At 74.4% G+C, this 26453-nt stretch carries 26 protein-coding genes; 9 read left to right on the top strand and 17 right to left on the bottom strand.

What is annotated here, in order from left to right:
• Together ACFYPR_RS18415 and ACFYPR_RS18410 are read right to left on the bottom strand one after the other, a co-directional pair.
• Positions 1-1074, bottom strand: coding sequence for an acyl-CoA dehydrogenase family protein (locus ACFYPR_RS18415; protein ID WP_387261027.1), 1074 nt, complete (start codon positions 1072-1074; stop codon positions 1-3).
• A gap of 32 nt (positions 1075-1106) precedes the next feature.
• A complete protein-coding gene (locus ACFYPR_RS18410) occupies positions 1107-2267 on the bottom strand; it encodes an acyl-CoA dehydrogenase family protein (RefSeq protein ID WP_387261024.1) in 1161 nt (386 codons plus the stop codon).
• A 78-nt stretch (positions 2268-2345) separates the two neighbouring features.
• Between ACFYPR_RS18410 and ACFYPR_RS18405 the strand changes: the two genes are divergently transcribed.
• Positions 2346-3185 (top strand): thioesterase family protein, encoded by an 840-nt coding sequence (locus ACFYPR_RS18405; RefSeq protein ID WP_355138930.1) that lies wholly within the window; start codon positions 2346-2348, stop codon positions 3183-3185.
• A 7-nt stretch (positions 3186-3192) separates the two neighbouring features.
• Here ACFYPR_RS18405 and ACFYPR_RS18400 read toward each other — a convergent pair whose 3' ends face one another.
• The 5 genes from ACFYPR_RS18400 to ACFYPR_RS18380 all read right to left on the bottom strand — a co-directional run bounded on the left by ACFYPR_RS18400 (position 3193) and on the right by ACFYPR_RS18380 (position 8675).
• Positions 3193-3957, bottom strand: a complete 765-nt coding sequence (locus ACFYPR_RS18400; RefSeq protein ID WP_354860764.1) for an ABC transporter permease — start codon at positions 3955-3957, stop codon at positions 3193-3195.
• Positions 3954-4727, bottom strand: a complete 774-nt coding sequence (locus ACFYPR_RS18395) for an ABC transporter permease (RefSeq protein ID WP_363935492.1) — start codon at positions 4725-4727, stop codon at positions 3954-3956. Before ACFYPR_RS18395 ends, ACFYPR_RS18400 begins: the two co-directional genes overlap by 4 nt.
• On the bottom strand, positions 4724-5692 hold the full coding sequence (locus ACFYPR_RS18390; protein ID WP_387261020.1) for an ATP-binding cassette domain-containing protein: 969 nt from the start codon (positions 5690-5692) through the stop codon (positions 4724-4726). The genes ACFYPR_RS18395 and ACFYPR_RS18390 overlap by 4 nt, the downstream gene beginning before the upstream one ends.
• A gap of 77 nt (positions 5693-5769) precedes the next feature.
• Positions 5770-6861, bottom strand: a complete 1092-nt coding sequence (locus tag ACFYPR_RS18385; protein WP_363935496.1) for a phosphate acyltransferase PlsX — start codon at positions 6859-6861, stop codon at positions 5770-5772.
• A complete protein-coding gene (locus tag ACFYPR_RS18380; protein ID WP_387261016.1) occupies positions 6861-8675 on the bottom strand; it encodes an acyl-CoA dehydrogenase family protein in 1815 nt (604 codons plus the stop codon). Before ACFYPR_RS18380 ends, ACFYPR_RS18385 begins: the two co-directional genes overlap by 1 nt.
• Before the next feature lie 129 nt (positions 8676-8804).
• On the opposite strand from ACFYPR_RS18380, the gene ACFYPR_RS18375 reads away from it, so the two are divergent.
• Both ACFYPR_RS18375 and ACFYPR_RS18370 read left to right on the top strand, forming a co-directional pair.
• Positions 8805-9383: a nucleotidyltransferase family protein gene (locus ACFYPR_RS18375; RefSeq protein ID WP_354862830.1), complete on the top strand. Its 579-nt coding sequence runs from the start codon at positions 8805-8807 to the stop codon at positions 9381-9383.
• Between the two features lie 9 nt (positions 9384-9392).
• Positions 9393-9854 (top strand): HNH endonuclease, encoded by a 462-nt coding sequence (locus ACFYPR_RS18370; RefSeq protein WP_354862828.1) that lies wholly within the window; start codon positions 9393-9395, stop codon positions 9852-9854.
• Positions 9855-9872: 18 nt separating this feature from the next.
• On the opposite strand, the gene ACFYPR_RS18365 is transcribed toward ACFYPR_RS18370, so the two are convergent.
• The gene (locus ACFYPR_RS18365) at positions 9873-10322 is read right to left on the bottom strand and encodes an HIT family protein (RefSeq protein WP_387184629.1); all 450 of its coding nucleotides are present in this window, start codon (positions 10320-10322) and stop codon (positions 9873-9875) included.
• A 1005-nt stretch (positions 10323-11327) separates the two neighbouring features.
• A complete protein-coding gene (gene rox, locus ACFYPR_RS18360) occupies positions 11328-12767 on the bottom strand; it encodes a rifampin monooxygenase (protein WP_387261252.1) in 1440 nt (479 codons plus the stop codon).
• Positions 12768-13139: 372 nt separating this feature from the next.
• Between rox and ACFYPR_RS18355 the strand changes: the two genes are divergently transcribed.
• Positions 13140-13589: a hypothetical protein gene (locus ACFYPR_RS18355; protein ID WP_387261250.1), complete on the top strand. Its 450-nt coding sequence runs from the start codon at positions 13140-13142 to the stop codon at positions 13587-13589.
• Between the two features lie 62 nt (positions 13590-13651).
• Here ACFYPR_RS18355 and ACFYPR_RS18350 read toward each other — a convergent pair whose 3' ends face one another.
• A complete protein-coding gene (locus ACFYPR_RS18350) occupies positions 13652-14638 on the bottom strand; it encodes a helix-turn-helix domain-containing protein (RefSeq protein WP_354862822.1) in 987 nt (328 codons plus the stop codon).
• A 78-nt stretch (positions 14639-14716) separates the two neighbouring features.
• Here ACFYPR_RS18350 and ACFYPR_RS18345 point away from each other — a divergent pair, with 78 nt between their 5' ends.
• Complete coding sequence (locus ACFYPR_RS18345) at positions 14717-15292, top strand: maleylpyruvate isomerase N-terminal domain-containing protein (RefSeq protein WP_387261012.1); 576 nt, start codon at positions 14717-14719, stop codon at positions 15290-15292.
• Between the two features lie 7 nt (positions 15293-15299).
• Here the strand turns inward: ACFYPR_RS18345 and ACFYPR_RS18340 are convergent, their stop codons facing one another.
• Positions 15300-15797 carry a DUF1992 domain-containing protein gene (locus tag ACFYPR_RS18340; protein WP_354862820.1) on the bottom strand — a complete coding sequence of 166 codons (498 nt, stop codon included), beginning with the start codon at positions 15795-15797 and terminating at the stop codon, positions 15300-15302.
• 215 nt (positions 15798-16012) lie between these two features.
• On the opposite strand from ACFYPR_RS18340, the gene ACFYPR_RS18335 reads away from it, so the two are divergent.
• Positions 16013-16663 carry a LysE family translocator gene (locus ACFYPR_RS18335; RefSeq protein WP_387261010.1) on the top strand — a complete coding sequence of 217 codons (651 nt, stop codon included), beginning with the start codon at positions 16013-16015 and terminating at the stop codon, positions 16661-16663.
• Between the two features lie 8 nt (positions 16664-16671).
• Here ACFYPR_RS18335 and ACFYPR_RS18330 read toward each other — a convergent pair whose 3' ends face one another.
• Genes ACFYPR_RS18330 through ACFYPR_RS18320 form a run of 3 tightly spaced genes read right to left on the bottom strand, consistent with a single transcriptional unit; the run spans position 16672 to position 19516 of the window.
• A complete protein-coding gene (locus ACFYPR_RS18330) occupies positions 16672-17490 on the bottom strand; it encodes an SDR family oxidoreductase (RefSeq protein WP_363940607.1) in 819 nt (272 codons plus the stop codon).
• Positions 17487-18812 (bottom strand): NAD(P)-binding domain-containing protein, encoded by a 1326-nt coding sequence (locus tag ACFYPR_RS18325; protein ID WP_363940608.1) that lies wholly within the window; start codon positions 18810-18812, stop codon positions 17487-17489. Before ACFYPR_RS18325 ends, ACFYPR_RS18330 begins: the two co-directional genes overlap by 4 nt.
• A gap of 56 nt (positions 18813-18868) precedes the next feature.
• Positions 18869-19516: a TetR/AcrR family transcriptional regulator gene (locus ACFYPR_RS18320; protein ID WP_363940609.1), complete on the bottom strand. Its 648-nt coding sequence runs from the start codon at positions 19514-19516 to the stop codon at positions 18869-18871.
• Positions 19517-19573: 57 nt separating this feature from the next.
• Between ACFYPR_RS18320 and ACFYPR_RS18315 the strand changes: the two genes are divergently transcribed.
• The 3 genes from ACFYPR_RS18315 (at position 19574) to ACFYPR_RS18305 (ending at position 22688) form a co-directional block, all read left to right on the top strand.
• Positions 19574-20944 (top strand): MFS transporter, encoded by a 1371-nt coding sequence (locus tag ACFYPR_RS18315; RefSeq protein ID WP_363940610.1) that lies wholly within the window; start codon positions 19574-19576, stop codon positions 20942-20944.
• A gap of 26 nt (positions 20945-20970) precedes the next feature.
• A complete protein-coding gene (locus ACFYPR_RS18310; protein WP_363940611.1) occupies positions 20971-22158 on the top strand; it encodes a hypothetical protein in 1188 nt (395 codons plus the stop codon).
• A 188-nt stretch (positions 22159-22346) separates the two neighbouring features.
• The gene (locus tag ACFYPR_RS18305; protein WP_046564157.1) at positions 22347-22688 is read left to right on the top strand and encodes an RNA polymerase-binding protein RbpA; all 342 of its coding nucleotides are present in this window, start codon (positions 22347-22349) and stop codon (positions 22686-22688) included.
• 60 nt (positions 22689-22748) lie between these two features.
• Here the strand turns inward: ACFYPR_RS18305 and ACFYPR_RS18300 are convergent, their stop codons facing one another.
• From ACFYPR_RS18300 to lnt, 3 genes are all read right to left on the bottom strand, one after another.
• On the bottom strand, positions 22749-23273 hold the full coding sequence (locus ACFYPR_RS18300; RefSeq protein ID WP_363938467.1) for an FxsA family protein: 525 nt from the start codon (positions 23271-23273) through the stop codon (positions 22749-22751).
• Positions 23274-23338: 65 nt separating this feature from the next.
• Positions 23339-24148, bottom strand: a complete 810-nt coding sequence (locus tag ACFYPR_RS18295) for a polyprenol monophosphomannose synthase (RefSeq protein WP_355068858.1) — start codon at positions 24146-24148, stop codon at positions 23339-23341.
• Between the two features lie 34 nt (positions 24149-24182).
• Positions 24183-25910: an apolipoprotein N-acyltransferase gene (gene lnt, locus ACFYPR_RS18290; protein WP_387261006.1), complete on the bottom strand. Its 1728-nt coding sequence runs from the start codon at positions 25908-25910 to the stop codon at positions 24183-24185.
• Between the last annotated feature and the right edge of the window lie 543 nt (positions 25911-26453).

Raw genomic sequence — 26453 nt, 5'->3', positions numbered from 1 at the left:
TCAGTCGTCCAGCAACAGGCCGGCCAGTTCGGCCCGGGTGTCGGCGACCGTGCCGTCGAAGGTCGCCAGCCACCACGCCCGGCGGTACCAGTGGTGCAGCGGCTGCTCCCACGTGAAGCCGCTGCCGCCGTAGGTCTGGATGGCCACCTCGCAGGCGGTCATCGCGGCCTCCCGGGCGGCCACGCTGGCCGTGAGCACGGCCTGGTCGGCGACCCGGCCCGGCTCGGCGTCGACCGCCCACGCGGCCCGGTAGGCCAGCGACCGGGCCGTCTCGACCTGGCCGTAGCACTCGGCGAGGGGGTGCGCGACCGCCTGGTTGGCGCCGATCGGCGCTCCGAACTGGGTGCGGGTGGCGGCGTACCCGCTGGCCCAGGTCAGCGCCCTCGCCGCCACGCCGACGGCCTCGGCGGCGAGCAGCGCCAGGGCCCGCCGCCGGGTCAGCGCGAGCACGTCGGCGGCGGCGTCCGCGGCCACGAGGAGCGTCGAGGGTACGCAGGTCAGCTCCACCGTCGAGACGGTGCGGCTCTCATCGAGCGCCTGCCCGCCGGCACCGGCCGGCGTCGCCTGCACCGCCGACGCGTCGACCAGGCGCAGCTCCACGCCGGACGCCCCGGTCGCGGCCACCACCAGGTCCACCGCGTCGAGCGCGTGTGGCACGCGGACCGCGCGGCCGGTCAGCGTGCCGTCGGCCGCGACGGCGCAGCCAACACCCGGGGCGTCCGTCGACGAGCGTGCGCCTGTTGGTCGGCGGGCGGCGGCAACCGCCTCGGCGAGGGTGCCGGGGCCGATCGCCCACGCCCAGGCCAGCGTCGCTGCAGCGGCGATCGGCCGGCCCGCCGCCCGCAGCGCCGGGCCGGCCAGGCCCACGGTGGCCCACCAGGGTGATGGGCTGCGCGCCCAGCCCATCCGTTCGGCGAGCAGCGCCAACTCGACGGTGCCCAGCTCCGCGTCGAGCCAGCCCAGGTCGGTGACCTCGGCCCACGCCTGGCCGTCGTCGGCGGCCCGGTCGTCGGCGAGGTACTTCGCCGCGGTGTCCCGCAGCGCCTCCTGCTCACCGGTCAGTGCGAAGTCCATGAGGTCTCCCCTCGTCGTGGGCGAGTCGGCGGTCAGTACGACCGGGGCAGGCCCAGTACGCGCTCGGCGACCAGGTTGCGCAGCACCTCGGAGGTGCCGCCCTCGATGGTGTTGGCGCGGCTGCGCAACATCTGGTGCCGCCAATAGGGGTCCCAGCCGTCCGGTTCGGCGTCGTCGCCGAGCAGCTGCACGGCGAGGGTGGTGAGCCGTTGGTGCGCCTGCGACCAGCGCAGCTTGATCACCGACGTCTCCGGGCCGGGCACCCCGGTACGCGCCAGCGCGGCCAACCCCCGCCGGTTGGTCCAACGCAGACCCTCCAACTCGACGTAGCGGGCGGCGAGCTGGTCGCGTACGACCGGGTCGGTGTCGCGGCCGCGGGCCTTCGCGGTCGCGACCAGCCGGCGGAACGCCACGTCCAGCCGAGCGGTCAGGGTGAACCCGAAGGTGCCCCGCTCGTGGGCGAGGGTGGTCATCGCGACCCGCCACCCGTCGTCGAGCGCACCGACCACCGCGTCGAGCGGCACCCGCACCTCGTCGAACTCGATCTCGGCGAACTCGGCCTCGCCGGTCATCTGGCGGATCGGGCGCACCGTGACGCCGGCCGAGCGCAGGTCCACCAGCAGGCAGGTCAGCCCGCGGTGGCGGCGCTGCTCGGGGTCGGTGCGCGCCAGCAGCAGGCAGTGGTCGGCGAGGTGCGCGTACGACGACCACACCTTGCGCCCGGTCACCACCAGCTCGTCGCCGTCGCGGCGCGCGAGCGTCCGCACGGCGGACAGGTCGCTGCCGGCCTCCGGCTCGGAGAAGCCCTGACAGAAGATGATGTCCCCGGTGAGGATGCGCGGTAGATACCAGGCGCGCTGCTCGGGCGACCCGCAGGCGATGATGGTCGGCCCGACCATGCCCAGGCCGATGACTCCGATGTGCTCGGCGGCCTCGGCCCGGGCTGTCTCCTCCAGGTAGATCGCCTGGTAGGCCGGGGACAACCCGCGCCCGCCGTGCTCGGCCGGCCAGGTCAGGCCCGCGTACCCGGCGGCGTGCAGCGCGCGGGTGAACGACCGCACCGCCTCGATGTCGCCCCACCGCCCCTGCGGCGGCGCCCCGTCCGGGCCGACGGTCACCGGCACCACGCCCGCCAACCAGGCACGCAGGCCCGCCCGGAACTCGGCCTCCTCGGCGCTGTCACGCAGATCCATGCGCCGCATCGTACTCGTATCTGGTTTTGATCTGCAGTATCTTGTTTTCACGCGTCCCGACGCCGGAAGGGGTCCTCGATGGCCAGTCTCGCGGACGACGCCGCGGTACGGCAGACCGCGCCCGGTCACTACCAGGCCCACCTGTCGGAGGACTGGTCGGTCTGGGGGCCCAACGGCGGTTACCTGGCCGCGATCGCGCTGCGCGCGGCGGGCGAGGAGGCCGGCGCCATGCTGCCGGTGAGCCTGAGCTGCCAGTTTCTCGCGCCGCCGCGCTACGGCGAGGTCGACGTCGAGGTCACCCGCGTGCACGGCACCCGACGCGCCGCCGCCCTGCACGTCACCCTGCGCCAGCGCGGCCGGATCCTGCTCGCCGCGTACGTCTGGACCATCGCCGCCGGCCTGCTCGGCCCCGAACGGCGCTGGATGCCACCACCGGACCTGCCCAAACCCGACGAGCTGCCCACCCTGGTCGAGCTGATGCGCCGCGACGGCCTGCCGGTGCTGCCGATCTGGGAGCGGTGCTACGAGGTACGCCTGGCCGGCTGGCCGGCCGGCGGCTGGCAGCCGCAACGCGACGGCGTGCCCACCATCCGGGGCTGGCTACGGCTGCACGAGGAGTTGCCAGCCGACGCGGACCCCTGGCTGGCGGCGGCCCGCCTGGTCTTCGCCGTCGACGTGGTGCAGTTCCCGGCGGTGGTGCAGGCGTTCGAGCGGACCACGTTCATGGCCCCGAGCATGGACCTGTACGTGGGCTTCCAGGGCGGCGACGACGGCACGGGCTGGCTGCTGGTGGAGGGCGAGGCCGCCGCCGCCACCGGTGGAGTGCTCGGCGCCCGCGCCCGCGTCTGGTCCGACAGCGGGCTGTTGCTGGCCACCGGCGGGCAGCAGATGCTCTACCGGATGGCCAGCCCCGTCTGACGAGGGCTCAGCCGTCGGCGCGGCGGCCGAACCGGCGCACCGCCACCAGCAGGCAGACCGTGCCCAACCCGAGCACCCACGCGAGGGTCTGCAGCACCGGCCACAGCACCGGCCCGCCACTGGACAGGCCGACCAGCGCCTCGGTGGCGACCGAGAACGGGTTGGCCCGCACCACCGGCTGCACCACCGAGGGGAACGCCGACACCGGCACGAACCCCGAGGAGAAGATGAACAGAAGGGTCGCCGGGCCGGTCAGCGACGGCGGCAGCGACTCCTCGTCACCGGGACCGGAGCCCCGCCACAACGCGATCGCCGCCCACAGCAGGCCGAACAGCGCGATCACCGCGAAGAAGCCGACGACGGCCAGCGGCCCCTCCCGGAACCGGAAGCCCAGCAGCATCGCCACGCCCGTGGTGAGCGCTCCGATTCCGACGATGCGCAGCACGTCACCGACGACCCGACCGGCCAGCAGCGCCCCCGGCGCCACCGGCATGGTGCGCAGCCGGTCGACCAGCCCGCCGCGCAGGTCGCGCAGGAAACCGACGGCGCTCGACGGCGACCCGAACGCGGCGGTGGACAGCACCACCAGCGGGGCCAACCGCTCCAGGTAGTGCTGCCGGTCGCCGTCACCGACGATCCGGCCGAAGACCGCGTACTGGGTGAGCAGGAGCAGCACCGGGAACGCGAACGCGTAGACCAGCGCGGGCGGCGCCCGGAAGAACCGGCGAAGGTTACGCCCGGCGAACAGCGAGGCCTGCGTGACGGTACTCATCGGCTCCTCCGAAACGAACGTGCCGCGGCCGCGCCGAACAGCAGCCCCAGGACCAGCAGCCAGACGAGCGCCGGCCACACCCTCTCGTCGGCGCCCTCGGTGGACAGCGCGCGCAACGCGTCGACCTGGGCGGAGAACGGTGACACCTCGACCACCGGCTGCAGCCAGCCCGGAAACGCGTCGACCGGGACGAAGGCGGTGGAGACCGTGGTGAGCACCAGGTACGGCAGGGTCAGCGCCGAGTACACCTGCTCGGGGTCGCGGGCGCCCAGCCCCAGGGCCGCGCAGCCCGCCGCGAGCACCACCGCGAAGCCGACCGCCAGCGCGACGAAGCCCGCGGCGCGGGCCGCCCCGGCGGTGAACCGGAAACCGACGAGCACCGCGGCGACGAGGATCACCGCCACCGCGACGGCGGCGCGGGCCGCGTCCACCACGAGCCGGGCCAGCGGCACCACGACCGCGCTCATCGGCAGCGTCCGGTACCGGGCGATCAGCCCGCTGCGCGCGTCGCCGGCGATCAGGTAGCAGGCCGACATGGCGACCAGGGCGGTGGTCTGCACGACGATCGCGGGCGGAAGGAACTGCTCGTAGGCGATCCCGTAGTCGGACATCAGCCGCTGGAAGACCACCATGAAACCGGCGAAGAACGTCAGCGGAAACACGACGGTCAGGCCGACCGACCGGCCCGCGCGAGCCTGCCGCAGGTTGCGGGCGGCCAGGACGGCGAACTGCCGCGGCCCGCTGGCCGCCACCGCCGTCGTGGTGCTCACCGGCCGGCTCCCGCCGCGTCCGCCCCGACCGCCTTCTCGGTGTCGACGGGCCCGGTCAGGGAGAGGAACACCTCGTCCAGGGTGGGCCGCCGCACGGTGACGTCGTCGGCCTCCACACCCGCCGACTCCAGCCGCCGCACCACCTCGGTCAGCGTGCCGGAGCCGGCGGCCAGCCGCAGCACGTCCTCGTCCTCGGTCAGCCCCTCGAACGCCGCCCGTAGCTGCCCGGCCGCGACCGCCCGGGCGCGCGGGTCCTCGATGCGCACCTCGCAGACCGCGCCGCCGAGCTGACGCTTGAGCTCGTCGGGGGTGCCCTCGGCAGCGACCCGACCGTGGTCGATGAGCAGGACCCGCCCGGCCAACTGGTCGGCCTCCTCCAGGTACTGCGTGGTGAGCAGCACGGCCGTGCCGCCGTCGCGCAACTCCCGGACGACCTCCCACAGGGCCCGCCGGCTGCGCGGGTCGAGGCCGGTGGTCGGCTCGTCGAGGATCAGCACGGGCCGGTCGACCACCAGGCTCGCGGCCAGGTCGAGGCGGCGGCGCAGGCCACCGGAGTAGGTGCGCACCGCCTTGCCCGCCACCTCGTCCAGGTCGAAGCGGTCGACCAGCTCGTCCGCGCGGGCGGCAGCCGCCTGCCGGCCCAGCCCGAGCAGCCGGCCGAACAGCACCAGGTTCTCCCGGCCGGTCAGCAGCTCGTCGAGGGCCGCGAACTGGCCGGTGACCGCGATGCTGCGGCGCACCTCGGCGCCCTGGGCGACGACGTCGAAGCCGGCGACGCGGGCGGTGCCGGAGTCCGGCTTCAGCAGCGTGGTGAGACAGTGGATCGTGGTGGTCTTTCCCGCGCCGTTGGGCCCGAGCAGGCCGACCACCTCGCCCGCGGCCACCTCGAAGCTCACCCCGTCGACCGCCGTCGTCGCGCCGAACGACCGGCGCAGATCGCTGACCTGGATCAACTGTTGTGACATCGCACCACCCTCATGCCAGGAATCCCGGAACCATATCAACGCTTGTCTGGGTAAAGCCAGATACGAGAACGGATAACTCATCCGTCGACAGGGCTGCGCCGGCTACGTAGTCGCTGGCGCGACGAGGCCGCGAAGGCGGCGGCGATCCGCTCGACCACACCCGAGCGGACGCACTCCCCGGCGATACGCACGCTCGCCTCGACGTCGACCGCGGTGGCCGTTCCGTGGCAGATCACGCACACACCGCGTACGCCGAGCAGCGCTCCCCCCGGCTCGGCCGCGAGCCCGTCGCGCACCGCCCGGGTCACCCGCCGCCGCCGCTCACGCGCCAGCGCCCCGATGGGTGAGAACGCCCGCACCGCGTCCAGCGCCAGGCCGACTGTGGCGTCCAACGTCCGCTCGTACATCTTCAACGCCACGTCGCCGGTGAACCCGTCGGTCACCGCCACGTCGACCCGGCCTCCGAGCACGTCGTACGCCTCGATCTGACCGCTGTAACCGGGCATCGTGGCCAGCAGGAGGTGCGCGTCGCGGCGGACCGGCCCGCCCTTGACCGCCTCGTGTCCGTTGGACAGCAGGCCGATCCGCGGCCGCGCCAGCCCCAGCCTCCCGCGCGCGTACTCCGCGCCCAGCACTGCGAACTCGACCAGCCACTCCGGTACGGCCGCCGCCGTCGCGCCGATGTCCAGCAGCACGGTCGGACCGGCGCCCGGCACCGGCAGCACCGTCGCCAGGGCCGGGTTGCTCACCCCCGGCACCCGACCCAGCCGGACGGCGGCCGCGAGCACCGCCGCGCCGGTGTTGCCCGGCGTCACCATGGCATCCGCCCGACCCGCCGCCACCTCCCCGGCGGCGACCAGGAGCGAGGAGCGCCGCTTGGCGTATGTCGCGGCCACCGGATCCTCACCCATGCCGACCACGTCCGGGGCGTGCACCACTCGTACGCCCGCCGGCGCGACACCGCCGGGCAGCAGCGGTCGGATGAGCGCCTGCGGGCCGACCAGCGCGATGTCCACCGTGGCGGCCGCGGCCAGCGCGCCGGCGACGACGGGCTCCGGCCCGAGATCCGCGCCGGCGACGTCGACCGCCACCCGCAGCCGCCGCTCCGGCGATGCTTCCTGTCCCGCCACCCGCAGCCGCCGGTCCGGTGACGCGCCCTGACGCGCCATCACCGCATCCCGGCGCTGAGCCGGTCTGCCGTCGCGGATCTGCCGGTCATGCCGTCGCCGTCGGGTCCGTCCGGCGTCGGTGGTCCTGCGAGCGCGTCCGTCGCCGCCCGCTCGGCGGGTGGCGATGTCAGCCAGTGGCGCAGCGCGGCACGGGCCGGCGCCAGCTCGCAGGCGAACGCGCCGACCAGGTCCGGGTGACCGGGTGCCGTGTCGGCCGGGCGGTCGGCGCGCAGGTCGGCGGCGAGCACCTGGACCCGGGTGGCGAGGTCGGCGCCGCGCCAGCCCAGTGCGTAACCCAGCGCCGCCTCGTCCCGGGCGGCGGCCCGCCCGGGCAGGCCGGCGACGGCACGGCACTCGGGGTCGATCAGCTCGACGGCGGCGAGCAGCGCCTCGGCCTCGGCGAGGACGCCGGCGGCGGCGAACCGCCAGGCCTGGTCGGCGGCCCACCGCCCGTCGCGGCGGGCCTCCCCGACCAGGTCGACCAGGCGGGTGAGAAGCGCGCCGAGCGCGGCCACCGCCGGACGACCGGTCCGGGCGGCGAGCGTCGCGGCGCGGGCGGCCGGGCCCGGGGCGTACGGGCGCAGCCGCAGCCGCGCGGCCCGCACCAGCGGTTGCGGTGTCCGGGAGTACGCCTCGGCCAGCAGCCGATAGCCGTCACCGGAGCGGTCCGAGCCGGCGGCGAAGCGTTCCAACCGCCACTGCAACTGGTCGAGCAGGATGTGGCGGGTGCCGTCGAACACGCCGTAGAGCAGCACGTCACGGACCCGCGCCGCGTACCCGAACTCCTCGACGAGGGCCCGCGATCCCAGCACCGCGCGGCCCTCGGTGACTGCCTGCTCGGCCAGCTCGCAGCAGGCGTACTTGGCCACGGCGGCGGCGTACGCGGCGGCCGGCCCGAGCGCGTTGATGAGGAACGTGGCCTTCACGGCGGTCGCCGCGACCAGCACGTCGAGGGCCGCCGCCCGGACGAGGTGTTCGGCGATCGCGCCGAGGTGCACGATCGGTTCGCCGTAGACGTCGCGCTCGCGGGCGTACCGCACGGCCTGGGCGAGCGCGCCGCTGGCGGCGCCGGAGGCGAGTGAGCCGATGCCACCCCGCGACAGCGCCAGGGTCAGCTGCAGGATGGTCAGCCCGTCGCCGGGCGCGCCGATCGGCTGGGCCGGAGTGCCGGCGAACCGTACGCCGGAGATGTCGGCGGCAACGGCGGGCAGCGTCCGCCACCGGGGCAGGGCCGTCACCGTGTCGTCGCGTTCGGCGAGAAACAGGCCGAAGCGGTCGGTGTCGGCAAGCCGGGCCAGGGTGACCAGCAGGTCGTGCCGGGTGCCGCCGTTGATCAGTTGCTTCTCCCCGGTCAGCCGGTACCCGCCGTCGACCGGGTCGGCGCGGGTGCCGGTGCGGGCCAGGTTGCTGCCGTGCGCCAGCTCGGTGAGCAGCATGGCGGCGGCGCCACCGTCGCGCAGCACCGCGCCCGCCCGATCGCGCTGCTCCGGCGTGCCGGCGATGCAGAGCGGCAGCAGGGCCAGCGCGTTGACCCCGAGCGTGATGGCGAGGCTCCCGCTGTGCCGCGCGGCCTGCGCGTTGAGGGCGTTGACGTGCACGGCGGTGGCGCTGTCGGGGTAGTACACGGCGGCGACGCCGATCTCCCGCAGCTCGGCCAGGACGTCGTCCGGTGGTGTGCGCCCCGCGTCGGCCGCCGCGAGCCGGCGGGCGGTGTCGGGGTGACCCAGGTGACGGGCGATCGCCGGCAGCGGGTCGACCTGGGCCATCGGCAGGGGGCAGAGTCGTTGCCACGCCGACGTCTCGTCCGGTGTCATCCGGCACCTCACCGTAAATACGTGACAGCAGATACGAGATGCATGCTAGCGGTCCCGGCCGACCGGTTCACCCCCGGAAGCCCATCCCGATCCGACGCCGAGGGGCGCGCGGCTGACTACGCTCGGCCCATGGTGACGGCGGGACTGCTCCTCGCGGCCGGCGCCGGGCGTCGACTCGGCATGCCGAAGGCCCTCCTGCCCTACCGGGGGCGACTCCTGGTGGACCACGCGGCGGCGATCCTCACGGCCGCCGGCTGCCAACCGGTCGTGGTGGTGCTCGGCGCGCAGGCCGACCAGGTCCGCTCCCGGACGCGACTGCCGGGCGTGGTGCTCAACGACGACTGGGCGACAGGCATGGGCTCGTCCCTGCGGGCCGGGCTGTCCGCCCTGACGGCCAGTCCGGCCGTGGCCGTCGTGGTCACCCTGGTCGACATGCCCGGCCTCACCCCCGAGGCGGTACGCCGCATTGCCCGCGACGCCACCGCCGACTCCCTCGCCGTGGCCACCTATGCGGACGGTCGACGCGGGCATCCGGTGCTGCTCGGCCGACAGCACTGGGCCGACGCGGCCGAGGCGGCCACCGGAGACCGGGGCGCGCGGGACTACCTGCGGGCCCGGGGCGACGAGGTACGGCTGGTCCCCTGCGCCGACGTCGCCGACGGCACCGACGTGGACCTGCCCGAGCAGGCGGCCCGCCTCCCCGGATAGGGTGACGGCGTGCTCAGCGGGGTCAACGGCCTGTCCCGACACTTCACCGAGGACAGTCTGCGTGAGTATCTGCTGCAGCGTTCGGTCCGGCAGGCCGACGGCTGCCTGATCATCCGCGGCTACGGCTCACAGCGCGGCGTCTACCAGAAGGTCGCCGGCAGAGCCTGGGCGCACATCGCGGCCTACGCCGTCTTCGTCGGCGGGTACGACCCCGACCTGGAGGTCGACCACCTCTGCCCCGCAAAGGACTGCGTCGAGCCCACCCACCTGCGGCAGGTCAGCCACGCGGACAACTGCCGCACGAGAACGCAGACGCCGACCTGCCGCAACGGGCACGAGCGCGAACTCGACGAGTCGACGGGCCGGTACCGCCGCACGTGCCGCGCCTGCAACCGGGACAGCCAGCGCCGCTGGCGCGAACGCCAGGCAGCCGAGGTGGCTCAGGCGCGCTCGGCGTACGTCCCGGGATAGGGCTTCGTCACCAGCTCCTCATCGCGCCGGTTCGAGCTGTGCGCGGAGCGCGGCGGCGATGTCATCCTGCTGCGCCTCGTCAAGGCGGTCACCCTCGGCGGCGTTCAGGTAGCCGAAGACCGCAGGGCCGCGGCGATCAGCCGGGAGATCTGGCATCCGTGGCACCACGTGGAAGTGCACGTGGGCGAAACCTTCCTTCTCGGCGAGCTGGATGACGTAGGTCTTCGCGCACCCCGTCACGGCGTGCAGGGCGCGCGACAGCCGGACCTGCCACGTGCCGAGGCTGGCCGCCTCGGCGTCGGACAGCTCAGCGATCGACGTCACGTGCCGGCGCGGAACGAGCACCAGCCACCCGGGCAAGGTCGAGTCGAACGCGTGGGCGACCCGCCAGTGCTCGTCAGCGGCGACGAGCTCACGGGCCGGCAGGGTGTCGATCCGCCGATTCTGGTCACAGACGTAGCAGTCCACGGTCGAACACTAATGCCGCGGCCTCCTGCGGTAGAGCCTCGTCAGGCCCGATGGGCACCCGTGACGCCAGCTGTCCGCGCTCCGCGAGGCTGGACAGCAGCCGCGATCTCGCGCGTACACCATCCTGACCCCTTACGCACAATAACTGTCATTATGATGTGCGCACGGTATGCCCCTTTTGTGGGAGTGGATTATCGGATTATCGTTACTGGTAAACCGAAAATGAGCGCCGACTGGCCCGCTGCTCGCTCCTCTACGCTCAGGAGCCGACGACGCCAGAACGCTATGAAGGGGCCTTGGGCTTGCGATTCACGCATCGCGACACCGATGCGGACGCGGTCAACGCGGACCCTCCAGCGGCAGCACCGCGCGATCACCGGCCTGTCGCGGATTGCCGCGACCCAGAGCGACCGTGCGAACGCCGCGGCCACGATGCTGCGCGACGGTCTCGACTGGTGCGCGGTTGTCGAGGCGCTGGGGTACTTCGACCAGGCTCACCTGGCACATGCGCTGCGGCGCTACGTCGGGCGCACCGCGCGAGGGCTACGGGCGGGCGACGACCCGACGATGTCGTCCCGTACAAGACCGGCCCGCGGCCGGGCAGCTAGCCTCCGCCTGCCGCACCGGCATCGTCGACGCCGCGCGCCGGCTCAAGGAGCTTCCCGGCCGAGAGCTCCAGGTCCACGGCAGTTGGAGGCTCGTGCAGGCGCTACACCAGGCAGATCATCGCAGGCGCGAAAGCGCGTCTCAGGCCCGCCTGGGCGCTGCCGCGCCGGTAAGCGATATACCTCAGAGGTATGAATATGACTCTGAGGTATATCCCCTTCCAGTGACACACCGCAGTACCCGGTCGTCGTCGGAACCGGGAAACGCCTGTTCTGACGCCCACGACCCTCGGCGTGATCTCCACGGGCGCGTACACCGTGGACGAGGGGCGATCGACGCCAGTCCTCGACTGACGCCGACGCTCGGCCGCCCGCCGCGTGGCGCAACACCGGTCTTCCGTCAGAGTCGGCGACCCTGGTCGGCGGGCTCGCCGAACCAGCGCGACAGGTGATCGTCCAGGTCCTGCTGGTCGTCGCCGATCCAGGCGACGTGACCGTCTGGGCGCATCAGCACACCCGGAACGTCCAGGTCCGCGGTCGGGTCCGCGAGGTGGTCGACCCGGTCTGACCAGCCGCCGACGCTGAGGCGTTCGGTGCGGTCCAGCAGCAGGCCGCGGCCGCGGTGCAGCAGAGCGTAGAGGTTGCCGTGCCGCAGGTCGACGTCGCGCAGGCGGCGGCCGAGCAGGTCGGGGCCCTCGCCGACGTCGTACCGGATCCCGACCCCGGTGATCTTCTCCAGGAGATGGCGGTTCACCTCGTCGAAATCCATCAGTTCGGTGAGCAGCCGGCGTACGGCCTGCGCGCCCGGTTCGCTGGACAGCAGTTCCGTCTGGGCGCGGGTGTTGTCCAGCACGTCCGCGGCGACCGGATGACGTTCGGCCTGATAGGTGTCCAGCAGCGTTTCCGGCGCCCAGCCACGGACCTGCGCGGCCAGTTTCCAGCCGAGGTTGACCGCGTCCTGGACACCCAGGTTGAGGCCCTGCCCGCCGATGGGCGGATGGATGTGGGCGGCGTCGCCGGCCAGCAGCACCCGCCCGACCCGATACCGCTCGGCCAGCCGGGTGGCGTCGCCGAAGCGGGACATCCAGCGCGGGGAGTGCACGCCGAAATCGGTTCCGGCCACGGCCCGCAGTCGTTGTCTGAAGTCCTCAAGCGTGGGCCGTCGCGCGCGGTCGCTGACGTCCGCCGCTGGGACCACGACACTGTAGACGCCGACGCCTGCGGGACGGAGCCACAATCGCTTATGGGTCTCGCGGAACGTGGCCACCGTGGCGGCGACCTCCTCCGGCGGCACACCCACCTCCATCTCGCCCATCAGCGTCTCGGTGCGCGCGGGCTCGCCGGGGAAACCGACGCCCAGGAGTTTGCGCACCGTGCTGCGCGCGCCGTCACAGCCGACGAGGTAGCGCGTGCGCAGCTGTTGCCCGTCGGACAGCTCGACGGTCACACCCTCGTCGTCCTGCGCGAGACCGGTGACCGCCTGGCCGCGCCGGACCTGCGCGCCCAGATCGATCGCGTGCTGTTCGAGCAGACGTTCGATGACCGGCTGCGGTATGCCCAGCAGATAGGCGTACGCGGAGTCCAGCCCGGTGGGCGCGGGCTTGTTGATGGCGGCGAAGAAGCCGGCGGCCGGACGCTTTCGTCCATGCTCGAGCAACCGGGTCAGCAGTCCGCGCATCGCCATCAACTCGAGGCTGCGGATGTGCAGGCCGACGATCCGGACGGCCGAGGTCGGCTCGGTCTCCTTCTCCAGGACGAGGACCCGCCCGTCGTGCAGGTGCAGCTCGGCGGCGAGCATCGCACCCGTCGGCCCACAGCCGGCGATGATCACATCGAAGATGGGGCTCGGCGATGAAAGTTCGGAGGCGTCGTTCACGATGGGGTCGCGCCGGCCCGTGTCGGTCGACGGGGGTTCGGCGGTGACGTGCGCGGAGGGCACAGGAGTGGCCTTTCGGGAGTGCCTTGTTGTGAGAGGCGCTCCCGGCGACACCTACGTCAGTCGCCCAAACCGTGACGGCAGGGGGAGCACCCACATCGAACCAGCGTTCATGGGTCTCACCTCCTCGGGCGGTGTCGCGGTCCCCTGCAAACTACAAGCCCGTACATGATCGCGTCCAGTTCTTTGAACCGGCGCCGCCATCCGCTTGACCCTCGACCCGGTCGAGGCCCGAGCATCGGCGACGTGAACGACCAGCCGGCACCCGATCCGACCATGACCCGCATCATCGAGGCGGTGCAGCTCGGCCAGACCGGCGCACCCGCCCAGGCCCGTGAGCTGCTCACCACGCTGTGGGACGAGATCGGCCCCGCCGGTGACGCCCTGCACCGTTGCACCCTGGCCCACCACCTCGCCGACCTGCAGGACACCACCGAGGCGGAGCTGGCTTGGGACGAACGGGCCCTGGCCGCTGTGTCCGAACTGACCGCCGAACGCGCCCAGCGTTACCTGCCCTCGCTCCAGGTGCAGGCGTTCCTGCCGTCGCTGTACCTGAACCTTGCCGACTGCCACCGGCGGCTGGCCAACACCGGCCCGGCCCGGGAGTACCTCGCCCGAGCCCGCGAACACCTGGCGCAGCTACCGGACGACCCGTACGGCGAGACCATCCGGGCCGCTGTCCGTGACTTCGTGGCGGACGACCCGACCGATCGCCGGCGGCGCTAGCGGTTCCGCACACCCGGCCGCCTCGCCACGGTGCAGGGAAGAACGGGCGGCTGGGGAATCAGTCACCGTTCTCGGTGCGCGATGGCCATCCGGTACGCCTGCGGTGAACGTCCGTAGCGAGCACGGAAGAGGCGGCTGAAGTGAGCCTTGTCCGCAAACCCCCAGCGTGCGGCGATGACATGGACCGGCTGGCGCAGGTGCAGCGGGTTGCTGAGATCACGCCGGCACCGCTCCAGGCGCTTGGCGCGGATGAGCTCGGCAGCCGTCGTCGCCTCCCCTTCGAACAGGCGATGCAGCGACCGCAGCGAGATGTGGTGGGCGGCGGCGACGCTACGCGGGCTGAGCTCGGCGCTGTCGAGGTGGCGGTCGATGAAGTCGACGACGCGGGCGCGCAGGGCGGTGTGCCGGGCCTCCGGTGAGAGGGTGTCCTCGATGTCGAGGTGCTGAGCGAGCGTGGCGGCGAGCAGGTCCAGCGTCACGGTGCCCAGGACCTCGGCCTGCGCCGCCTCGTACTGCTCCGGGTGGGCCGCGATGCTGCGCAGGTGGTGGGTCAACAGCCCGCCGACGCCGAGGCGTGCGGGCAGCGGCGTGGCCAGCAGGTGGCGCAGCCGGTCCGGTGCCAACGGCAGCGCCGCGCGGGGTATCTGCACGGTGATCGTCGCGGCGAGACCGGGGCCGTCCGCGCGGTGCCGGGCGATGTACGGGCGCGCGGTGTCCAGCAGGGTGAAATGGCTGGCGGCGACGAGCGTGGTCTCGGTGCGGTCCTGGACCAGGGTGCTGCGACCCGTCAGTGGCAGCGCGAGCTGGTAGATGTCCGCCTCGGCTCGGCGGATCAGCCCGGCGGGCCGGGTGGCGTGCAGCGAGGGGTACCGCAGTGAGGTCAACCGGATCCGGCCGAGGTCGATGGCCTGGGCGTACGCGACGAAGTTGTCCAGCCGTGCGCTGGTGATGTGCGCGGGCGCAGCCTCCTGGGCGACCAGGGCGTACCAGAAATCGAACCGCTCCGGCGGCGGCAGTACCGTCGTGTCCACCACCAGGCTGGGCAACATCCTGTTCGCCTCCCCCGATTGCGAGGATGGATTCTTGCACGGATCGACCTTTCACGGTGCTGGCCACCGGGGCCACGGGTGTCCACGGTGACCGGCGCCGACCTGCGGGAGGCGTCCGACGAGATGACGCGGGCGCTGACGCCGCACCGCGAACGCGACTGGTCGGTGCCCGCCGGCACGCTGACGTGGAGCTGCTGGACCACCGCGGCGCACATCGCGCACGACCTGCTCGCGTACGCCGGCCAGGTCACCGGCCTCGCACAGGACGGCTACCTGCCGTACGACCTGCGGGTCTCCCCCACCGCGGACCCGGCGCGGGTGCTCGACGTGGCGCGCGCCTGCGCCGGGCTGCTCGCCGTCGCCGTCGACGCCGCCGCACCGGACGCGCGGGCCTGGCACTTCGGCCCCTGCGACCCGGCCGGCTTCGCCGCGATGGGGGTGGCCGAGACGTTGCTGCACACCCACGACATCACCCTCGGCCTCGGTGTGCCGTGGCGGCCGTCGCCCCGACTGAGCGCGCTGGTGCTGCGGCGCCTCTTCCCGGACGCCCCGGCCGGCGCCGCGCCCGACGTGCTGCTGTGGATGACCGGTCGCGGCGAGCTGCCCGGTCGGGCACGGCGCACGTCCTGGACGTGGCGCGCGGCGGTGGACTGATCCGTTCTCAGCCCCGGCGGCGCCAGCGCAGCCACCAGCGCCGGCGGGCTCGGCGGGCCGGCGCGACGGCCGGGTCGGTGACGGTCGCCGGGTCGGTGGCCGTGACCGTGACCTCGGGTCCGGCGCGCTCGGCACGCCAGCGACGGACGACCTCGTCGGCGTTCACCGGCCGCACGGCCACCCGAGGCCCCTCGGGGTTGCGCAGCCAGGCGACGATCTGCGTGTTGAGCTGTCCCACGAAGTCCCGCACGGACTGCTCGGTGGGCAGGCCACGGACCTCGTCGGGGACCTGCTCGATGCGCCGGCGCAGTTGCAGCGGGGTGGGCAGCAGCAGGTCGCTGGGTAGCTTCTCGCGCTCCAGGAAACTCTTGATCCACCACGACTCGTCGTACGGCATTCCGCGCCCGGGGATCGGCTTGCCCATGCCGGGCAGGTTGTCGAACTCGCCGCGTTGCACGGCTCCCCGGATCTGCGCCTCCACGGCCGCGTCCCACGCCTCGGTCACCCTGCGGCACCTCCCCTGGCCACCGTAACGCGCCGCCTCCGGCTCGCGGCGACACACGTGCCACAGGTCAGCGCGTCCAGGCGGGTGACCATTCCCGCGAGGTGGTTTGCGCCCGCGCGACCGATTCGCAGGCCACCATCGGTGAGGTGGTCCTGGGCCGGGGCCGCCGGTCGGTCTAGGTTCTCCTCCAGGCGGCGGCGAACGGGGGCAACGTCATGATCGGCACGGGTGCGCTGCTGGGGATCGCGCTGGTGGCGCTGGGACTGGTGCTCACGCCCGGCCCGAACGTGGTCTACCTGGTCTCCCGCTCGGTGGCGCAGGGCCGCCGCGCCGGGCTGATCTCGCTGCTCGGGGTGGCCGCCGGGTTCGGCGTCTACCTGGCCACCGCGGTCGCCGGCCTGGCCGCCGTGTTCGTCCTGGTCCCCACGCTGTACGCGGTGGTGAAGCTGGCCGGCGCGGGCTACCTGCTGTGGCTGGCGTGGCGCACGCTGCGCCCGGGCGGCGGGTCGCCGTTCACGCCCGCGCCGCTGCCACCGGACCCGCCGCGGCGGCTGTTCACCATGGGCCTGGTCACCAACCTGCTCAACCCGAAGATCGCCATCCTGTACGTGTCGCTGCTGCCCCAGTTCATCGACCCGGCGCGGGGGCACGTGGCGGCGCAGAGCCTGCTGCTGGGCCTGACCCAGATCACCGTCGCGCTGAGCGTCAACGCGCTGATCGTGCTCAGCGCCGGCGCGCTGGCCGGTTTCTTCGCCCGCCGGCCGGTGTGGCTGCGGGTGCAGCGCTGGGTGACCGGCACGGCCCTCGCGGCGCTGGCCGTGCGCATCGCCGCCGACCGGTCCCGCGCCGCGGTCGCCACGCCCTGACCTGGCGGTCACCGCCCCCGGTGGCGGCGCAGCATCCCGGCGGCCAGCGGCGCGGCGTCCAGGTCACCGGCGGCGAGCCGGGCGGCGAGGGTACGGCGCACCAGCCGGTCGGCCAGCGCGGGCGCGTGCCGGCCGACGGCCATCTCCAGCCGGCCGCGTCGGGTGGTCGCCACGTCCCGGGGCGCCCGTCGGGCGGTGGCGGCGCGCAGGATCGCCGCGACGACACCCTCGACGGGCTCCGGGCGGGACACTCCCCGCAGGGACAGCCCGGCCTCGGCGGTGCTGTCGTGGATCGGTGAGGCCACCATGCTCGGGTAGACGACGCTCACCCCGACGTGGGTGCCCACCTCGTGGCGCAGCGCGTCGGCGTACGCGACGAGGGCCCGCTTGCTGACCCCGTACGCGGCGGCGAGCGGCAGCGGCAGCACCGCCATCCGGCTGGCCACGAAGATCACCCGGCCGCGCGCGGCGAGCAGCGGGGGCAGCGCGGCGGCGGTGGTGCGCCACGCGGCGAGCAGGTTGACCTCCAACTGCTGGCGGACCACCTCGTCGGGTGGCAGCTCGGCAGGGGCGGGGCCACCGACCCCGGCGTTGTTGATCAGCAGGTCGAGCCCGCCGAGGCGTTCGACGGCGGCGTGCACCGCGGCGGGGACGGCGGCCGGGTCGGTCAGGTCGCAGCCGAGCACCGGCAGGTCGTCGTCGCCTCCCGCGCGCAGGTCGAGCCCGACCACCCGGGCGCCGGCGGCGTGCAGCGCGGCGCCGAGGTGCCGGCCGAAGGTGCCGCTCGCGCCGGTGACGAGGACCCGCCGGCCGGTCAGGCCCGTCACCGGCGCGCTCCGGCCGGGCGGGCGCGGCGGGCGCCCGAGGCCAGTTCCCGGGTCAGCTCAGCCAGGTAGGCGTCGAAGTCCACCCGCATCGCCGGGCGGCGTTGCCCCCAGCGGGCCGTCGCCGCCCGCAGCTCGGCCCGGCAGGAGGCCCGCTGCCGGGCCGGGTCGGGCAGCGAGTACCGGCCGGCGAGCTGCGCGGCGATCAGCTTGGCCTGCGCCTCGACCAGGGGGAACGCGGAGCCGGTGGACTGCATCAGCCCGACGAACATCAGGCCGGGGGCCTCGGGGTGGAACACGTGCCGGTACAGCGGCAGGGTGTCGGCGCCGCCACCGAGCAGCTCGGGGTCGAGAAACCCGATCTCCACCCGGTACCCGGTGCACCAGACGATCAGGTCGACCTCGTCGACGCGGCCGTCGGTGAACTCGACCCGATCGCCGTCGAGGGCGGCGACGCCGGGGCGGGCCTCGACGTCGCCGTGGGTCAGCCGGGACAGCAGCCCGTCGGAGAGTGTCGGATGGTCCTGCAGGAAGCCGTGCGTGGGCGCGGGGAGGCCGTAGCGGGCGGGGCTGCCGACGGTGGCGGTGAGCATCGTCTGGCTGATGCGCTGGCGCAGCCGCCACGGCAGCCGGCGGGCCAGCGCGCCGTTGAGGGTGTCCGACGGGCGGCCCAGCAGGTACTTGGGCACCACCCAGACGCCCCGGCGCAGCGACAGCAGGGTCCGCTCGGCGGCGTACGAGGCGTCCACCGCGATGTCCATCGCCGAGTTGCCACCCCCGACGACCAGGACGCGTTTCCCGGTCAGCTGCTCGGGGCCCCGGTAGTCGTGGCTGTGCAGCTGCTCGGCGGTGCTGGCGCCGGGGTACGCCGGGTCGGGCAGCCGGGGCGCCCGGTTGTGTCCGTTGGCGACGACCACGGCCTCGACGGTGACCTCGACCGGCCCGTCCGGCCCGCTGGCGGCGACCGTCCACGTGCCGTCGGGTCGCCGGGTGACCCGCTCGACGGTGTGCCGCAGGCGGATGGCGTCGTGCAGCCCGAACCGGTCGGCGTAGTCGGCCAGGTAGCCGGCGACCCGCGTGTGGTCCGGGTAGTCGGGCCAGTCGGCGGGCATCGGGTGGTCGGCGAACTCGGTGCGGCCGCGGCTGGTGTTCAGGTGCAGCGTGCGGTACGCGGGCGAGTCGGGCGCCCCGTACACCCAGAGGCCGCCGACCTGGTCGGTGGCCTCGAAGCAGACCACCGCGACGGCCGCGTCGCGCAGTGCCTTGACGGCGGCGAGCCCGGCCGCGCCGGCGCCGATCACCGCAACCCTGGGTGGTGCCTGCATCGCTGCCCCCAATTAATCCAACGTCCGATGGATAATCGTCGGGTGGCGGCGGCCCGTCAAGGCCTCGGGGGTCCGTAGAGCCCGTCCAGGAGGCGGTGCACGAACGCCCGGAACTCGCGCCGTTCCCGAGCGCCCGGCGCGCCCGCGGCCAGCGCCACGACGTGCCCGTGCGTCGCCCAGACCAGGCTGCGCACGGTGATGTGCGGGGTCGGCTCGGCCAGCGCGCCGGCGGACGCCGCGGCGGTCAGCAGCTCCGCCACCAGCCGGTAGAGCGGCTCGGAGTAGCGCTGGTCCAGCTCGGCGTGCCGCTGCGGCTCCAACCAGCGCCGCAGCCACAGCGCGGTGGTTTCCGGATGGCCCTGGAGGAAGTCCACGAACGCGTCCACCAGGTCGTGCAGCGCCCGCCGCGCCGCGTCCGGCCCGGATTCGAGGGCCGCGCGGGCCCGCGCGGCGGCCTCGGTGAGGACCTCCCGCTCGACGGCGAACACCCGCGCGAAGCACGCCTCGTACAGGGCCGCCTTCGTACCCGTGTGGTGAGCGACCGTGGCGACGTCCACCCCGGCGGCGGCGGCGACCTCCCGCAGCCCGACGGCGTCGAAGCCGCGTTCGGCGAACAGCGCGGTGGCTGCGGTGAGCACCACCTCGCGGGTCGGTCGGGTCTCGTCGCGCCGGGGCCGACCCGGACGGCGTCGGGGCATGGTCATGGCCGCCATTCTGCCCCTAGAATCCAGCAACTGTTGGATTGCGGAGAGGATGCGGCGATGACCGGGCTCGACCGGCGGCCCGCGGCCGCCACCGACGCGACACTGCCCCGCGGCCCGCTGGCCGGCTTCGCGGCCGGCTCGCTCGGCATGGGCGTCTGGGTGACCGTGCCCGGCCTGCTGCTGCTCTACTTCCTCACCGACGTGCTGGCCGTCGGGCCGTGGCTGGCCGGCCTCGCGCTGCTGCTGCCGAAGATCGCCGACGTGCTGCTGCACCCCTGGATCGGGCACCGCGCCGACGTCGCGCAGGCCCGCCGGGGCGACCGGCGGCGGCTGCTGCTGCTCGGCTGCGCCCTGCCGGTCGCGTTCGCCGCGCTCTTCGCCGTGCCCGGCGGCCTGACCGGCGTGCCGGCCGCCGCGTGGGTGGCCGTGTTCTTCGTCGCCGGCAACCTGCTCTTCGCCGCCTACCAGGTCCCCTACCTGGCTACCCCGGCCGACCTGCGCATCGGCTACGACGAACGCACCCGGCTGATGGCGTTCCGGATGGTCGTGCTGACCCTCGGCATCCTGGCCTCCGGGCTGCTGGCCCCACTGGTGACCGGCGGCGACGCCGCGACCCGCGCCGGCTACCAGCGCATGGGCGTGGTCCTGGCCGTCGGGATGCTCGCCGCCATGCTCGTCGGCGTGGCCGGCATCGCCCGGCTGCGCGGCGCCGCGGCGAGCACCACGACGGCAGGCCACGGCGGGTGGCGGGCGCTGCGCACCGCCCTGCGCGACGCGCAGTTCCGCTGGCTGGTCGCCGCCTACCTGGCCATGTCCACGACCACCCACCTGGTCCTGGCCGGGGTGCCCTACTACGCCGAGTACGAGCTGCGCGCTCCCGGCCTGACCACGGTGCTGGTGGCCGCGTTCGTCGCGCCGGCGCTGCTGGTCACTCCCGGTTGGCTGCTGCTGGCCCGCCGTGTCGGCAAGCAGCGAGCGCTGCTCGGCGCGCAGGGCGCGTTCGCGGCCGGGTCGCTGGTGCTGGCGGTGGGTCGCCCGGCGGGCCTGCCGGTGCTGGTGGCGGCGGTGGCGGTGCTCGGGGTGGCGTTCGCCGGCATGCAGCTGCTGCCGTTCTCGATGCTGCCCGACGTGATCCGCGCGGCCGCGGCTGACACCGGCGCCGGTGCTGCGACGGGCGCGGGGACCTACACCGGGGTGTGGACGGCCACCGAGGCCACCGGCGCGGCCCTCGGCCCCTACACGTACGCGCTGTGCCTGGCCGTGGGTGGTTTCGTGGCGTCGACGGCGGGCGAGTCGCCGGTGCAGCCGGACGCGGCGCTCGCGGCGGTCCGCTACGGCTTCGGGCTGCTGCCCGCGGCGGCGATGCTCGCCGCGCTGCTGCTGCAACGCCGCTACACCCTGGACACGACCGCCCGGGCCGCGAGCTGAGCGGCCGGCACTAGACTTCGCCCTCGATGGACGCCCCGCTCACCCCCACCGAAACTCGCCCGTGCGCCCACTGTGGACGACCGGTGCCGCAGCGTGTCGGCGCGGGCCGGCCGTTTCGCTACTGCCGCGACAACGACGGCGCCTGCCAGCGCGCCTCGCGCAACAGCCGGATGCGTCACCGCAACGCGCCCGGCCTGCCCGGTCAGGTGGCCCGCACCTGGGAGGCGGTGGACCGCCTCGACCAGATCGTCGAGACGTTGACCGAGGCGTTGCACGCCGAGCTGTCCCCCGGGGGCGTGCAGCGGCAACTCGCGCAGGCCCGCGCGGAGGCCGCCACCGAGATCGCGGCGGCGCAGACCGAACGCGACGAGGCCCGCGACGACGCCGAGACGGCGGCGGCCGACGCGGCGCGCGCCCGCGAGCAGGCCCGCGCGGCCCGCGCCGAGGCCGACGACGCCCGCCAGCGCGCCGAGCAGGCGGCGCGCCAGGCCACCGCGGCCGACGAACGGGCGCAGCACGCCGAGGCCGCCCGCGATCAGGCGCGGCACGACGTCAGCGCCGCCGAGGCCCTGCGCGCCCAGGCCGAACGGGACCGGGACCAGGCCCGCAACGAGGTGCGTGACCTGCGGGCGCAGCGCGACACCGAGCGGCAGCGCGCGGCCGACCTGACCGTCGAGCGGGACGCGGCGCGGGCTGACGCCGAGCGGGCCAGCCGGGCCGCCGCCGAGGCGACCGAGCGGGCCGGACGATGGCAGGCCGAGGTGCAGGACGTACGCCGCCAGATCGACCAGGCCCGCGCCGACGCCGCGCGGACCCGCGCCGAGGCCGCCGACGCGGCCCGGGCCCGGGAACAGGCCGACCGGGCCCGCGACCGCGCCCAGGTCGCCGCCGCCGAAGCCGACGACGCCCGGCAGGAGGCCGCCGAGCTGGCCGCCCGGCTGCGCGCGGAGCTGACCGCCACGGCCGCGCAGCGCGACGCCCTCACCGCCGACCTGACCGCCGCGCGGCAGGCCGCCGCCACCGCCGAGGGCCGGCTGACCGCCCTGACGGTACGGCTCGACGCCGCCGAGGCCGACCGTGACGTGGCGCAGCGGCGGGTGGCGCAGCTCGGCGACCAGGTCAGCGACCTGGCGTTGGCGCTGGCTCGCCTGGGCGCCGCCGCACCCGGCGGTGCGGGCGCTTCCGATCGGGGTGCGCAGCCGGCGCAACCTTGACCGCGCTCGGGCGGTTAACATCCCCGGTGGCAGTCGCGACACGCCACCGCCGTGGCGTCACCGTCTCAGCCGGCTACCCTTGGGTCCGGCTCACCCGTGGACGCCTCACGCCCTCGGGCGGGAATGGGGCGACGGGAAAGCACCGTTACACCCAGAAGACCAGCACCACGAACGAGGGGAAGTCGATCATGGGCGAGCGTATGCTGCGCGGAAGCCGCCTGGGCGCGGTCAGCTACGAATCCGACCGCAACACGGAGCTCGCGCCGCGTCAGACCCGCGAGTACCTCTGTGCCAAGGGCCACCAGTTCGAGGTGCCGTTCGCCGTCGACGCCGAGGTCCCGACGACCTGGGAATGCAAGTTCGACGGCAGCGTCGCCCGACTCGTCGACGGCAGCGAGCCGGAGCAGAAGAAGGCCAAGCCGCCGCGTACCCACTGGGACATGCTGCTGGAGCGGCGCTCGATCGCTGAGCTCGAGGACATCCTCGCCGAACGCCTCCAGGAGGTTCGGACCCGCCGCGGCCGCGCCTGAGCCGCACCCGCACGACACGGCGCCCCCGGGGATTCCCCGGGGGCGCCGTCATGTGTGCGCTCAGTTACGGCCTGGCTCGACGATCTCACCCTCGATGGCCCGGCCACCGTCGACGACCACCGGCTGCTCCGGCTCCGGACGCGGCGTCGGCTGCGGCGCGCCCTGGCGCACCCGCACCGTACGCGGCCCGAACAGGTCACCGGCGACCATCGACGACACCCGCCGCTCGGCGGTGCGTTGCACCCCGGAGCGGGCCAGGCGACGCACCGGCGGCACCATCAGCAACAACCCGACCAGACCGCTGAGAAGACCCGGCGCCGCCAGCAGCAGCGCGCCGGCCAACCCGACGAGCCCGTCGGTCACCTGCCGCCCCGGTCGCTGCCCGGCCTGCGCGGCGGTGCGGAACCCGCGCCAGGCGCGCATTCCCTCCCGGCGCAGCAGCACCAGCCCCAGCAGCGACGCGGCGAACACCAGCAGCACCGCCGCGCCGAACCCCACCGCCCGCCCCACCAGGACGAACACCGCCAACTCCAGCACCACCGCCAGCAGCAGGGCGATCGGCACGAACCTCAGTCCTCGGCGCATCTCACCTCATCGCCAATCCGCGGCACACCGACACGTACCGCACATCCAGCATGACACGGCCGCGCTCACGGCCACCGCACCTGACCCGTGGGGGTGCCGTGCAGGCCGCGGCGTACGGCCTGCCGCCGGTCCTGCACACCCCAGCGGGTGATCCGCCACAGCGCCTCGGCGACGATGCGCGGGCTCATCTTGCTGTCGCCGCGTTCCCGCTCGGCGAACGTGATCGGCACCTCCACGATCCGCACCCCGGCCCGGTGGGCGAGTCGCGACAGCTCCACCTGGAACGAGTAGCCCTGCGAGCACACCGACTCCAGGTCGATGGCGTCCAGGGCGCTGATCCGGTACACCCGGTATCCGCCGGTGGCGTCCGACACGGGCATGCCCAGCGCCAGGCGCGCGTACAGGTTGCCGCAGCGCGACAGCAGCAGCCGCCGCAGCGGCCAGTTCACGACCTGCGCGCCGCTGGTCCACCGTGACCCGATCACCACGTCGGCGTCGCGGGCGGCGTCCAGCAGCGCCGGCAGGTCCTCGGGGGCGTGTGAGCCGTCGGCGTCCATCTCCACCACGGCCTGGTAGCCGCGCTCGCGCGCCCACCCGAACCCGGCCAGGTACGCGGCGCCGAGGCCCTGCTTGCCCTCGCGGTGCAGCACCTGCACGTGCGGGTCGCCGTCGGCGAGCGCGTCGGCGATCGCGCCGGTGCCGTCGGGACTGTTGTCGTCGGCGACGAGGATCTGCACGGCGGGGGCGGCACGGCGGACCCGCCCCACGATCGCCGCGACGTTGTCGGCCTCGTTGTAGGTGGGGATCACCACGAGCACCCGCCCCAGGCCGGGCACCTCGTCCGGACGCCGGATCGTATCGGTCGCCTGGATCACGGTTCCTCCGCTCCCGCCGGCGTACCGGCTGTTGCTATCCGGGCACGACCCGCTGCCGTCGGCGCAGCACGCCCGCTCCGGCCAGGGCGGCCACGGCCAGCCCAGCGAGGGCCAGCTCCGGCCACCAGCCGAGGCGGGTGGCGAGGGTACGCCCGCTGTCGAGCCGTAGCTGCCGCACCACGACCTCCCGGGTGTTGAACCCGGTGGCGTCGCTTACCCGCCCATCGGGGGCGACGAACCCGGACACCCCGACCGTGGAGGCCATCAACGCCGGCCGGCCGTGCTCCACCGCCCGCAGCCGCACCATGGCCAGCTGCTGGCGGGCCTCCGCCTCGTCGAAGGTGGCGTTGTTGGTCTGCACCACCAGCAGCTGCGCGCCGCCGGTGACGGTGTCGCGGACCACCTCGTCGTAGGCGACCTCGAAGCAGATGACGTCGCCGAGCACGGCCGGGCCGGCGCGTACCACGCCCGGGGTGCTGCCGGGCACGAAGTCGCTGCGGATCAGGTCGACCTTGTCGCTGACCATGCGGGCGATGTCGCGCAGCGGCACGTACTCGGCGAACGGCACCGGGTGGCGTTTGGTGTAGAGCTGCCCCATGTCCGCGCCGGTGTCGGGCCGCCACAGGATGCCCGCGTTGCGGACCTGCCCCGGGCCGGGGCCGAGCAGCACCGCGCCGACCAGGATGGGCGCGCGGATCGTGTCGGCGGCCTGGGAGATGCGGGCCCCGGCGGCGGGGTTGCGCAGCGGGTCGATGTCGCTGGAGTTCTCCGGCCACACCACCAGGTCGGGTTGCCGCTCCGCGCCGGCCGCGACCCGCGCGGCCAGTTCCAGGGTGGCGTCGACGTGGTTGTTGAGCACCGCCTGGCGTTGGGCGTTGAAGTCCAGCCCGAGGCGCGGCACGTTGCCCTGCACGATGGCCACGGTGACGGGCTCGCCCGACCCGGCGGCGGCCAGCGGCACCAGCAGACCCGCCCCGGCCAGCGCGACCGCGGCGACGGCCGGCACGGCCACCGGCGTCCACCGCCGCGCCGACCCGGCGCCGCTGGGCCGGGTGGCCGGTTCGATGTCGCTGGTGTCGCGGGGGCGGCTGGTCGCGTCGGTGTCGCCGAGGCCACCGGTCGTGTCGGGGTCGGTGCGACTGGTGGGGCGCAGAATGGCCCAGGCGTGCCAGCCGGCGGTGACCAGCAGCCCGCCGACGACCGCCACCGCGAAGGTGACCAGCGGCGCGCCGCCGAGGGCGGCCAGGCGCAGCAGCGGCGAGTCGTCCTGGGTGAACGCGAGCCGGCCCCACGGGAACCCGCCGAACGGCGTACGGTCGCGCAGCGCCTCCTGCCCCACCCACAGCAGCCCGGTCAGCGCCGGCAACGCCCAGCGGCTCCGGTCGCCCAGTGGTGACACCCAGGCGGTGGCGGCCCCGAGCAGCGCCAGGTAGCCGGCCTGCAGCAGCGACAGCAGCACCCACGGCAGGTAGCCAGTGTGCAGGTTCGTCCAGGCCAGCAGCGGCGCGAACAGCGCCACTCCGGTGAGGAAGCCCACGCCGGCGCCGGCGCGCAACCGCCGTCGGTGGGCGGCGGCGGCCAGCAGCGCCACGCCGACCGGCGCGAGGGGCCACACCCCGTACGGCGGGAACGCCAGCAGCAGGGCCAGCCCGGCGGCGACCGCCATCGGCGCGGCGACGCGCAGCGGCAGCGGCCGACCCACGGCGACCGGCGCGCTGATCACCGTGGGGGCGTGGCTCTCGTCGCGGTCCAGGGTCGTCACCGCTGCTTCACCTCGATCACCCGGCGAAGGCTACCCGGCCGCCGCCCCCACCGGCCGCATCGGCCCACGATGAGGGGCCCGCCCGACCCCTGCTCCGCGATCTTGCACTGTCGGTCGTCGACGCAAGGGCGTTCCCGCTCATGTCGGCGACCGAACCTGCCAGATCGGCGCGCGAGTGGGGTGGGGGTATGAAATCGGGGCGCGGCTTGCGCCGCGCCCCGATGCTCCCAGGCCCTCCCCGGCCGGTGCGGCGAGGATGGGGCACGCCGACCTTCGGACCGACCAGGCGGTTGACTGGCTGCCCCCGCCGGGCCGTTGTCTACTGGCCGTGCACCTCACCCTGCCCGTACACCGGTAACCGCGACCGGTTCGCGCCGCCCCGCCGACCCCCGCCCGCTGGACCTGGCCGCCGCGACGATGACGCTGAAATAGTCGCTCGGCCAGCGGACGAAGGGACGAAGCGAACAACAGCCGCTTCCCGTGGTAGGACTCAAAGACGGTACGTGCTGCACCCCGCCTCCTGTCAACCCACCCCCGGCCTGT

Origin of the sequence: Micromonospora sp. NPDC005254 (assembly GCF_042872525.1) — a bacterium.
Lineage (GTDB): Bacteria > Actinomycetota > Actinomycetes > Mycobacteriales > Micromonosporaceae > Micromonospora.
Note: the sequence above shows the minus strand (reverse complement) of the source record. Positions and strands in the feature narration are given on the sequence as shown.